The sequence below is a fragment of the Candidatus Streptomyces philanthi genome, from assembly GCF_059553635.1.
The window spans coordinates 1-10448 of record NZ_JCANQV010000209.1; the positions used below are offsets into that span (position 1 = coordinate 1).

Genomic DNA, 10448 nt, shown 5'->3' on the forward strand with positions numbered 1-10448 from the left:
CGCCCGGCGACCCGCTCAACGTCATCGCCCTGGACTGCGCCCGCGAGCCCGGCGCGCCGCGGCTGGCGGCCGTCCCCGGCCTGCCGGACACCGCGTACGAGCACGACGGGCAGCTCACCAAGCGGCATGTCCGCGCCGCCACCCTCGCGGCCCTGGCCCCGGCGCCCGGTGAACTCCTGTGGGACATCGGCGGCGGCTCCGGTTCCATCGCGATCGAATGGCTCCGTACGCACCACACCTGCCGTGCCGTCACCGTGGAGCGCGACGCGGAGCGGGCCGCGCGGATCGGCCGCAACGCGGACACCCTCGGCGTCCCGTCGCTGCGCGTCGTCCACGGGGCCGCGCCCGGGGCGCTGGCGGATCTGCCGGTGCCGGACGCGGTGTTCATCGGTGGCGGGCTGACCGCGCCCGGCCTGCTCGACGCGTGCTGGGAGGCGCTGCCCCCGGGCGGCCGGATCGTCGCCAACACCGTCACCCTGGAGTCCGAGGCGCTCCTCGCCGACCGCTACCGGCGGCACGGCGGCGAACTCGTCCGCCTGGCGGTGGCGCACGCCGCCCCGGTCGGCGGTTTCACCGGGTGGCGCCAGGCGATGCCGGTCACCCAGTGGTCGGCCGTCAAGCCCTGACCCCTTCCTCCCCCACATCCCACCCAGGAGCCCCACGAGCATGACCGTCCACTTCATCGGCGCGGGTCCCGGCGCCGCCGACCTGATCACCCTGCGCGGCGCCCGGACCCTGGCCGCCTGCGGCGTCTGCCTCTACGCGGGCAGCCTGGTGCCGCGCGAACTGCTCGCCGAATGCCCGCCCGGGGCCCGTCTCGTCGACACCGCCCAACTGGACCTGGACGCGATCACCGCCGAGATGGTCCGCGCCCACGAGGAGGGCCACGACGTCGCCCGGCTGCACTCCGGCGACCCGTCCGTCTTCAGCGCGGTCGCCGAGCAGATGCGCCGGCTGGACGCGGCGGGCGTGCCGTACGAGGTCGTCCCCGGCGTCCCCGCGTTCGCCGCGGCGGCGGCCGCCCTCAAGCGCGAGCTGACCGTCCCGACCGTCGGGCAGACCGTCGTCCTCACCCGCGTCGCGCAGCGCGCCACCCCGATGCCCGAGGGCGAGGACCTCGCCACCCTCGGGCGCAGCGGCGCGCTGCTGGTCCTGCACCTGGCCGCGATGTACGTCGACCGGGTCGTCGCCGAACTCCTGCCGCACTACGGGGCCGACTGCCCCGCCGCCGTCGTCGCGATGGCCTCCCGGCCGGACGAGACGGTCCTGCGCGGCACCCTCGCCGACATCGCGGAGCAGACGAAGGCCGCGGGCATCGTCCGTACCGCCGTCATCCTCGTCGGCCGCACCCTGGGCGCCGAGCAGTTCCGCGACAGCCACCTCTACTCACCGGACCGCGCGCGCCCGCACACCTGCGGCGCACCGGGGACGGACGGGGCGCACGCGCCGGAGTGAGGGGCGGGGCGCGCGCCTCAGACCACCGTCCCCGCCGCCTGGGACCTTCGCAGCCCCATGAACTCCAGCTCGCAGAAGACGGCCACCACCACCGCCCCGAACAGCAGGAAGGCGATGCCCGCCCCGGTGAGCGGCATGACGCCCGAGAACGCCAGCACCGCCATCGCCACGGCGGACAGCGCGTTGCCGGCGACGACCGTGCGGGCGAGACGGGACGGGATCACCGGATACCCGGCGATGAGTCCCAGCGCGGCGGCCCCGCCCAGCAGCGCGATCCCGAACGGGACGGACCAGGAGGGGGGCATGCCGAGCGGTCCGGCCAGCAGGCCGTTGCCGGCGAGCAGGAGGACGCCGAAGGCGCCGGAGGCCCAGGCGTCCGTCCGCAGGCTGGTGCGCAGCAGGCCGGGCGCGCCGGTCCGGCCGGCGGGCAGGGCGGACGTGCGCGTCGGAGTGCTCATACGGGCCTCCCCGGTAGGCGGGCCGGCATCGGTACCGGCCCGGGTCGGGGCAACGGTGGCACCGCCCGTGTCATGGACTCAATGACCTCTGAGGTCATGGACCGCGGTCCGGTACCTGTGATGAGGTCCCTGCCATGGATGCGGAACGCCCGTCCCGGGTGGGACCCCTGTTGCGTGAGTGGCGGCAGCGGCGTCGGCTCAGCCAACTCGCCCTCGCCCTCGCCGCGGACACCTCCGCACGCCACCTCTCCTGCGTCGAGACCGGCCGCGCCCACCCCAGCCGTGCGATGCTGCTGCGCCTGGCCGCCGCCCTCGACGTCCCGCTCCGCGAACGCAACACCCTCCTGCTGGCCGCCGGCTACGCGCCCGCCTACCGGGAGAGCAGCCTCGACGACGCGGGCCTGGCCTCCGTCCGGGCCGCGCTCGACATGATGCTGACGACGCACGAGCCGTACCCCGCCGTCGTCGTCGACCGCCACTGGAACGCCCTCACCGGCAACCGCGCCCTCTCCGTCCTCATGGACGGCGTCCCGCCCCATCTGCTGGAGCCACGCCCCAACGTCTTCCGGCTCACCCTCCATCCCGAGGGCCTCGCCTCCCGCCTGGCCAACCTCGACGAGATCCGCGCCCACTTCCTCGAACGCCTCGGCCGCCAGGTCACCGCCACCGGCGACGCGGCCCTGCGCGCCCTCCACGACGAGATACGCCGCTACCCCGCACCCGCCACACCACCGCCACCGGCCCCCGACCATCCGGCAGCGGCCACCGGCCCCTTCCAGGTCCCCCTGCGCCTTCGCACCCCCCACGGCGAACTGTCCCTCTTCAGCACCATGGCCACCTTCGGCGCCCCGGCCGACGTGACCCTCTCGGAGCTGGCGATCGAACTGTTCTACCCACTGGACGCGTTCACGGACCGGGTGTTGCGGGAGAGGGCGGAGGAGGTGGAGGGCGCGTAGGGCCTGCCGTCACGCTGTCGGCCGCCTCGCGGCGCGCTGTACGCACGTTCACCGTGTTGCCGGGCCGTCCCCGTACGCCCCGCCGCCGTGAGATCGCACGCGGCGGACACCGCGAGGCCCGTCCTCCGGGCGGGGAGACGACGGGGGTTCGACGGCAGAACCAGGAGCGGGCGGCTCCCCCGGCGACCGGACGCGCCGGACACCGTACGTTCCGCCCCGCGCCGCAAGCGCCCCAACCGCTCCCCGGCCCCTACCGCCCGCCGGGCCCCTTCGGTTCCGCCCGGCCGACGACCGCTCCCGCCCGGTCGACGCACACCACGTCCACCGTGACCGGTGCCCCGCGCAGGACGGCCAGGGCCTCGTCGCGGGCCGCGGCCGCCACCAGGTCGCCCAGGGGGACACCGGCCGCCGTGCACAGCTGGAGGGCGGCGAGGCCCGTGTTGGCCGCGGCGACGGCGTCGGCCAGGGGGGTGTCCGCGCCGCCGTGCCGGGCCAGCTCCGCCAGGAAGCCCTTGTCCACCTGGGAGCGCGCCGAGTGCAGGTCGAGGTGCCCGGCGGCCAGTTTGGACAGCTTGGCGAAGCCGCCGCAGACGGTCAGCCGCTCCACCGGGTGCCGCCGGACGTACTTGAGGACCGCGCCCGCGAAGTCCCCCATGTCCAGCAGCGCGTCCTCGGGCAGGCCGTACAGGGAGACGACGGTCTTCTCCGACGTCGACCCCGTGCACCCGGCCACATGCCGCCGTCCCGCCGCACGCGCCACATCCACCCCGCGCCGGATCGAGTCGATCCAGGCGGAGCAGGAGTACGGGACGACGACCCCGGTGGTGCCCAGGATCGACAGACCGCCCAGGATGCCCAGCCGGGGGTTCCAGGTGCTGCGGGCGATCTCCTCGCCGTCGTCGACGGAGACCACCACCTCCACGTCCGCCGCCGGCCTGCCGTACCGGGCCGCGACCTCGTCCAGGTGCCCGCGGATCAGCTGACGCGGTACGGGATTGATCGCGGGCTCCCCGACGTCGAGCGGAAGCCCCGGCCGGGTGACGGTCCCCACCCCGGGCCCCGCCCGGAACACCACGCCCGACCCGGCGGGCAGCTCCCGCACCCGGGCCCGGACCAGCGCACCGTGCGTCACGTCCGGGTCGTCACCGGCGTCCTTCACCACGCCCGCCATGGCGCTCGTCCGCCCCTCGGGCATCTCCTCCACCGCGAGTGCGAAGGACGGCGTGTGGCCCTTGGGCAGCCTGATCGTCACGGGGTCGGGGAAATCGCCGCCCAGCAGCGCCGTGTACGCGGCCGTGCTCGCCGCCGTCGCACAGGCGCCCGTCGTCCAGCCGGGCCGCAGGCCGGTGTGCGCGAGCTGCGCGCCGCGCCCTCCCGTAGCCTTCGTTTGCGCTTCACCCACGGAGGAAACCCCGCCCCATGAACGACACCGCCCGCACCGTGCCGCACGTACTGATCCTCGGCGGCACCACGGAGGCCCGCCGGCTGGCCCGGGCGCTGGCGGCGCACGCGCCCGCCGTACGGGTCACCTCGTCGCTCGCGGGCCGGGTGGCCGCGCCCCGGCTCCCGGAGGGCGAGGTACGTATCGGGGGGTTCGGCGGCCCGGAGGGACTGGCCCACTGGCTGCGCGAGCACGCGGTGGACGCGCTCATCGACGCCACTCATCCTTTCGCCGGCACGATCAGTTTCCACGCGGCACAGGCGGCCGCCTGTGCCCATGTTCCCCTGCTGGCCCTGCGCCGCCCCGGGTGGGTACCGGGTCCGGGCGACCTCTGGCATCCGGCCGCCTCCCTGGAGGAGGTCGCCGATGCCCTCCCCGACCTGGGCCGACGGGTCTTCCTCACCACCGGGCGGATGGGCCTGGCCCACTTCGCCCACCTCACGGACCTCTGGTTCCTCATGCGCTCCGTCGACGCGCCCGAGCCCCCGCACCCGCCCCGGATGCGCGTCCTCCTCGACCGCGGACCCTTCACCCTCGACGGGGAGCGCGCGCTGCTGCGCGAGCACGGCATCGACGTGCTGGTCACCAAGGACAGCGGGGCAGCCGCCACCGCCCCGAAGCTGGCCGCCGCCCGCGAGGCGGGCATCCCTGTGGTGATCGTCCGCCGGCCACCGGTCCCCGAGGGGATACCGGTGGCCGACGACCCGGACGGGGCGCTGGACTGGCTGCGCGAGCGGCTGCGCTGACCGTCCGCCCGCCCTCCGCATTTCCGACCGGACGGCCGGAATAGTTCCGACCGACCGGCCGGAAAATTCCGGGATTCGGACCCCGCGTCACCGAGGCCATTTCCCGCTGAGGCGATTCGCTTCCCGGACTCTTTCGTGTAATTCCTCGCGGCGCTGTGCGACTTTCTCGTCGCGGGTGTCGGGCCGCGGTTCCCGCGCCGTCCCGGATTTCGTGATCTCCCCGCTCATGTCGGGCACTTCCGCAGCACGTCCGCGAGCCGCCGCGCGACCTCCGGCGTGCACCGTCCGAGATCGACAAGCGGGTTCGGGAACTCCCCGGCCAGCGACGTCGCGTCCAGGATCAGCGTCGGAAGGGTCACCCCCACCCCTTGCAGCGCACTGTGCAGCTCGTCCCGCGCCGCCTCGGCCTCCTTGATCCGCCCGATCGCCGAACCACGCTCTGCCACCATTCCCATTCCTCTCCTGGGGTCGAGTCTGGACCGCGCTGTCAAACTCCCTCCGGCACCTCGGAGTTGCGCCCGCAACCCGCCTTTCGGAACCCCGTTGACGCCACCGCCCCGACAAGAACAAAGACGCCACACACCCTCGAACGAAATTCCGGCCCCCGGATTCGACCGCCCGGCCCCACATCCCCCCATTTCCGCCGCCCCAGGAATCGCTACGGCGTGCGGAATGTGAACTTTTGGTGTGCCGGGGAATTCACCACGGCGGCGAACGAGTTCCGCGAACCACGACGGCACCCGCGTTTTCAGGGCGCGGGTGCCGCTGTGGTCGTCCGGGTGATGGGGTCAGCGTCCTCGGGGGAGGCGGCGGCGTCGGGGGGTGCGGCAGGGGCAGGTGGCGGACTCGTCGCGGACCTGGCGGTAGGTGGGGCTCACCTGGCGGCCGCACTGGGTGCAGCGGCAGGGCCAGGGGTCGTATGCGCCCGGACACGGTACGAGCGGGACGAGACCGGCGGCGTGCATCACCCGCTCGGCGACGGTGCCGCCGCCCGCGGGTGGTTGCTGCGGGGACGGTGGTGCGGGTGTTGGCCCGGTACTCGTCGTGGCCCCGTGCGGTGCGGGGGGCTCCGCCACGGGGGCGGGCGGGAACTCCGCGGGGACCGGGGGGCGTTCCGAGGGGGGAGCAGGGGCCGGGGCGGGCGTCTGCTCCTGTGAGATGCGCGGGGGTGCGATCGGTGGCGGGGGCACGGACGCGGGGCCCTGCGCCGGCGGGGCGGGCGCGGGCGCCGGGGTTCTTGGGGCCGGCGGGGCCATGGCAACGGATGCCGGGGGCCGGGACGTCGGTGGGGGCGCGGGTGTGGAGGCCGGTTCCTGCGATGTCGTGGGTGGCGCGGGCGCGGGCGCCGGTTCCTGCGACGGGGCGGGTACGGACGCGAGGGGCGGCCCCGAGGGCGGCGGTGGCGTCGTCCGGGTGGCGCGCAGGGGCGTCGGCTCCGGCCATGACGAGGGCGTCGGGGCGGGGCGGGGCGCGGGGGTGGGCTCCGGGTGAAGTGCCGGTGGCGGCCCCGGAGGGGAGGCGGGTGTCGGCCCCGGGACGGAAGCTGACGTCGGTTCTGGACGGGCCCCAGGCGTTGGCTCGGGCCATGACGAGGATGTCGGCCTTGGGAGGGGCTCCGGACGGGGCGCAGCCGTCGGCACCGGGCGGGCCTCGGCCATTGACTCCGGGCGGGGCCCGGCCATCGGCTCCGGGCGGGGTGTGGACTCCGGTTCCGGAACGGACCGGCTCTTGGGCACGGTCACCGGCTCCGGAACGGGCGTTGCCCCCGGTACGGGCGTTGCCCTCGGTACAGGCACCGGCTCCGCTCCTGCCGTCCCGTGCGGAACGGCCACCGTCCCCGGCCCAGACACCGGCCCCGGCTCCAGAGCCGGTGGTCGTACCGCCTCCAGAGAAGGAGCAGGCCCTGGGACACGCCCGGCCGCACCATCAGCCCCGGGGACACGCACCGCCTCGCCACCCGGCCCCGGCCCGAGCCCGAACCCGGCCTCAGCTCCCGGCCCCGTAGCACCCAGCCCCGTGCCCCCTGGTCCCACAGGCCCGGACCCCGCCGCCCCCGCCCGAGGCGCCTCAGGCCCGGCGCCGAGACCAGCCTCGCCCCCGGCGCCAGGACCAGCCCCGGCCCCCGCCCCCGGCCACCGCGGCACCTCCTGATGCCGCGGCGGTGGCAGAAGACCCGGGGACGGGAGGGACGGTGGTGTCGCGTAGTCGCTCGCGTGCCATTGGTGCAGGCAGTCGGCGCACCACCAGAGCAGTTCGCCGCCTCCGTAGACGCCTTCGTCCTCCCACAGGAGGTCGGTGCCGCCGCACATCGGGCAGGGGGTGGCCGGGCCCCGGCGTCGCCTCGCGCGGGGGCTCATGAGTGAACCCTGGTCATGGTTCTCCGACTTCGTCTCTTCGGTGCCGTTGTGGCAGGGACCCACCCCGCCGGAGCACGGAGGTCGTGCAGGACGCCGGCGGCGCCGGTGCCGTCGGCACCGGCTTCTGGAGGAAGCCTGTACAGCACAATGTGCCACCTCAACGGCGAACGGGCGCCGACAGTTCGGTCGATCCGGAGAAAAGGACGTGCCGTCAACCGTTCGACGTGTCCCCGCGAACCCTACGGAACGCGCCACAAAGCGCCCAGAACGCGCCACGGCCCGCCGCGCCGCGGGGGCGTGGCGGGCCGTGGCGGAAACCGCACGGGTGCGATCAGGCCGACGGCGTGTCGTCCTGCCCGGTGGGGTACCGGCGGGGCGTCCAGACGATCTCGGTGCCGTCGGCGCGGCGTACCGCCCGCGTCTGCGAGGAGCCGATCAGCAGCAGGGTGCGCATGTCGACCTGGGCGGGGTCGAGTTCCGCGAGGGGGACGGTGCGGACGGACTCCTCGGGGCCGCCGACGTCGCGGGCGAGGACGACCGGGGTGTCCGGCGCCCGGTGCTCCAGGAGGAGTTCCCGGGCCTTGCCGACCTGCCAGGTGCGGCTGCGGGAGCCGGGGTTGTAGAGGGCGAGCACCAGGTCGGCGGCGGCCGCGGCGCGCAGCCGTTCCGCGATGACCTCCCAGGGCTTGAGCCGGTCGGAGAGGGAGACCACCGCGTAGTCGTGGCCGAGCGGGGCCCCGGCGCGGGCGGCGGCCGCGTTGGCGGCGGTGACGCCGGGCAGGACGCGGACCGGTACGGAGCGGTAGGGGTCCTGGGAGGCGACTTCGAGGACGGCGGTGGCCATGGCGAACACGCCGGGGTCGCCGCCGGAGACGACGGCCACCCGGCGGCCGCGCCGGGCCAGGTCCAGGGCCAGTTCGGCGCGTTCGGACTCGACCTTGTTGTCGGAGGCGTGGCGGCGCTGGCCGGGGCGTACGGGCACCCGGTCCAGGTAGGTGGCGTAGCCGACCAGGTCCTCGGCGGCGGCCAGCGCGCCCCGCGACTCGGGCGTCAGCCACAGCGGCCCGGCGGGCCCGGTCCCGACGACCACGACCTCCCCCCGGACCTCGCCGTCATCAGCCGTAGCGCCGGCACCGGTCGTAGCTCCAGCGCCAGCCGCAGCGCCGGCACCGTCCGCCGCCCCGTCACCGGTCGTAGCCCGGTCACCGGCCGGCTCCCCCGCCCCCGCCTCCGCGACCCGGCTGGGCACGACCGCCACCGCGAAGTACGGCACGGTCTCCGCGTCCACCTCCGCCAGAAGGCCGGTGCGTTCCCCCGGCATGGTGGCGCGTTCGACATAGCGGGCCTCGGGCAGCCGGCCGGAACGTTCCAGGGCGTCGCGGACGGTCGGGAAGGTGCGGCCGAGCTTCATGACGACGGCGGTGTCGGTGGCGGCGAGCCGGGCCGTCAGCTCCTCCTCGGGCAGGGTTCCGGGAAGGATCGTCAGGACCTCGTCGGCCTCGGCGAGCGGCTTGCCGAGCCGGGCCGCCGCGCCGCTGAGGGAGGTGACGCCGGGGACGACCTCGGTCGGGTAGCGGTGGGCGAGCCGCTTGTGCATGTGCTGGTACGAGCCGTAGAAGAGGGGGTCGCCCTCGGAGATCACGGCGACGGTGCGTCCGGCGTCCAGGTGCGCGGCGAGCCGTTCGGCGGCCTCCTCGTAGAACGCGTCCAGCGCGCCCCGGTAGCCCCCGGGGTGGTCGGTGGTCTCGGTGGTGACCGGGTAGACCAGCGCCTCCTCGATGTGGTCGGCCCGCAGGTGCGCGGCGGCGATGGACCGTGCGATGGAACGGCCGTGCCGGGCGCTGTGGTACGCGATCACGTCGGCCTCGGCGATGACCTGGACGGCCCGTACGGTCATCAGGGACGGGTCGCCGGGGCCGAGGCCCACGCCGTAGAGGCGGCCGGGCCGCTGCTGCTCGTTCACGCTCACTCTTCCTCGCTCGCCAGGGCGTTGACGGCGGCCGCGGCCATGGCGCTGCCGCCGCGCCGGCCGCGCACCACGAGGTGCTCCAGCGACGGGTGTGCGATCAGCGCGTCCTTGGACTCGGCGGCGCCGATGAAGCCGACGGGGATGCCGATGACGGCGGCGGGGCGGGGCGCGCCCTCGTCGATCATCTCCAGGAGGCGGAAGAGGGCGGTGGGCGCGTTGCCGAACGCGACCACGGCGCCGTCGAGGCGGTCGCGCCACAGTTCCAGGGCGGCGGCGCTGCGGGTCGTGCCCATCCGGGCGGCGAGGTCGGGGACGGCGGGGTCGGCGAGGGTGCACAGCACCTCGTTGCCGGCCGGGAGCCGCTTGCGGGTGACGCCGCTGGCGACCATGTTGGCGTCGCACAGGATCGGCGCGCCGGCGCGCAGCGCTCGCCGCGCGCTGGTGACGACCTCGGGGCTGAAGGCCAGGTCGCGTACGAGGTCGACCATGCCGCAGGCGTGGATCATCCGGACCGCGACCCGGCTGACGTCGGCGGGCAGTGCGCCGAGGTCCGCCTCGGCGCGGATGGTGGCGAAGGACCGGCGGTAGATCTCCGCCCCGTCCTTTTCGTAGTCGTACGCGGTCACAGTGGCCTCGGGGTGGTGGTCGTGCGGATGGGGCGGGGGACAAAGGGGTGTCGCGGCGTCATGGGGCGGTCGCGGGCCGCGGGCGCAGCGCGGCCCGGAGCGCCGCCGACGGTGTGGCGGCGGGAACGGGCGGGCCTTCGGGGCGCGCGGCGTCCACGACGGACACCCGGTAGCCGTCCTCGGTGGCGAGGACGTCGACCCAGGTGCCGTGCGGGTGGCCGCAGCGGCGGTCGCAGCCGGACCAGTGGACGGGCAGGTGCCCGGCGTCCCCCTGCGGGGCGGCCTCCGCCAGCGCCGCGGCGGCGTCCGCCCGTACGTCGGCGAGGGACTTGGCGCAGCCGGGGAGCCCGGTGCAGGCGCCGACGCGGTACCAGGGGGAGGACGGGTCGGTGATCAGCCCGGCGGCGGCGAGGCCGCGCAGCCGGTCGTCGGCGGTGGCG

At 75.5% G+C, this 10448-nt stretch carries 9 protein-coding genes and 1 pseudogene; 4 read left to right on the plus strand and 6 right to left on the minus strand.

Annotated elements, in window-relative coordinates:
* A partial coding sequence (gene cbiT, locus AC51EU_RS21500; RefSeq protein WP_496268655.1) for a precorrin-6Y C5,15-methyltransferase (decarboxylating) subunit CbiT occupies positions 1–626 on the plus strand: 626 nt, incomplete at its 5' end.
* Positions 627–666: 40 nt separating this feature from the next.
* Positions 667–1455: a precorrin-4 C(11)-methyltransferase gene (gene cobM / locus AC51EU_RS21505; protein WP_496268656.1), complete on the plus strand. Its 789-nt coding sequence runs from the start codon at positions 667–669 to the stop codon at positions 1453–1455.
* A 17-nt stretch (positions 1456–1472) separates the two neighbouring features.
* Here the strand turns inward: cobM and AC51EU_RS21510 are convergent, their stop codons facing one another.
* The gene (locus tag AC51EU_RS21510) at positions 1473–1913 is read right to left on the minus strand and encodes a hypothetical protein (RefSeq protein ID WP_496268657.1); all 441 of its coding nucleotides are present in this window, start codon (positions 1911–1913) and stop codon (positions 1473–1475) included.
* Between the two features lie 134 nt (positions 1914–2047).
* Between AC51EU_RS21510 and AC51EU_RS21515 the strand changes: the two genes are divergently transcribed.
* Positions 2048–2869: an MmyB family transcriptional regulator gene (locus tag AC51EU_RS21515; RefSeq protein ID WP_496268658.1), complete on the plus strand. Its 822-nt coding sequence runs from the start codon at positions 2048–2050 to the stop codon at positions 2867–2869.
* 250 nt (positions 2870–3119) lie between these two features.
* On the opposite strand, the gene AC51EU_RS21520 is transcribed toward AC51EU_RS21515, so the two are convergent.
* Positions 3120–4271 carry a cobalt-precorrin-5B (C(1))-methyltransferase gene (locus AC51EU_RS21520; protein ID WP_496268659.1) on the minus strand — a complete coding sequence of 384 codons (1152 nt, stop codon included), beginning with the start codon at positions 4269–4271 and terminating at the stop codon, positions 3120–3122.
* Positions 4272–4288: 17 nt separating this feature from the next.
* Between AC51EU_RS21520 and AC51EU_RS21525 the strand changes: the two genes are divergently transcribed.
* Positions 4289–5056 carry a cobalt-precorrin-6A reductase gene (locus AC51EU_RS21525; protein ID WP_496268660.1) on the plus strand — a complete coding sequence of 256 codons (768 nt, stop codon included), beginning with the start codon at positions 4289–4291 and terminating at the stop codon, positions 5054–5056.
* Positions 5057–5280: 224 nt separating this feature from the next.
* Here AC51EU_RS21525 and AC51EU_RS21530 read toward each other — a convergent pair whose 3' ends face one another.
* The 4 genes and pseudogenes from AC51EU_RS21530 to AC51EU_RS21545 form a co-directional block, all read right to left on the minus strand.
* Positions 5281–5505: a hypothetical protein gene (locus AC51EU_RS21530; RefSeq protein WP_496268661.1), complete on the minus strand. Its 225-nt coding sequence runs from the start codon at positions 5503–5505 to the stop codon at positions 5281–5283.
* Positions 5506–7744: 2239 nt separating this feature from the next.
* Positions 7745–9382: a precorrin-2 C(20)-methyltransferase gene (locus tag AC51EU_RS21535; RefSeq protein ID WP_496268662.1), complete on the minus strand. Its 1638-nt coding sequence runs from the start codon at positions 9380–9382 to the stop codon at positions 7745–7747.
* Positions 9379–10008, minus strand: coding sequence for a precorrin-8X methylmutase (locus AC51EU_RS21540; protein ID WP_496268663.1), 630 nt, complete (start codon positions 10006–10008; stop codon positions 9379–9381). Before AC51EU_RS21540 ends, AC51EU_RS21535 begins: the two co-directional genes overlap by 4 nt.
* 58 nt (positions 10009–10066) lie before the next feature.
* A pseudogene (locus AC51EU_RS21545) lies at positions 10067–10448 on the minus strand (cobalamin biosynthesis protein CobG); the annotation flags it as partial.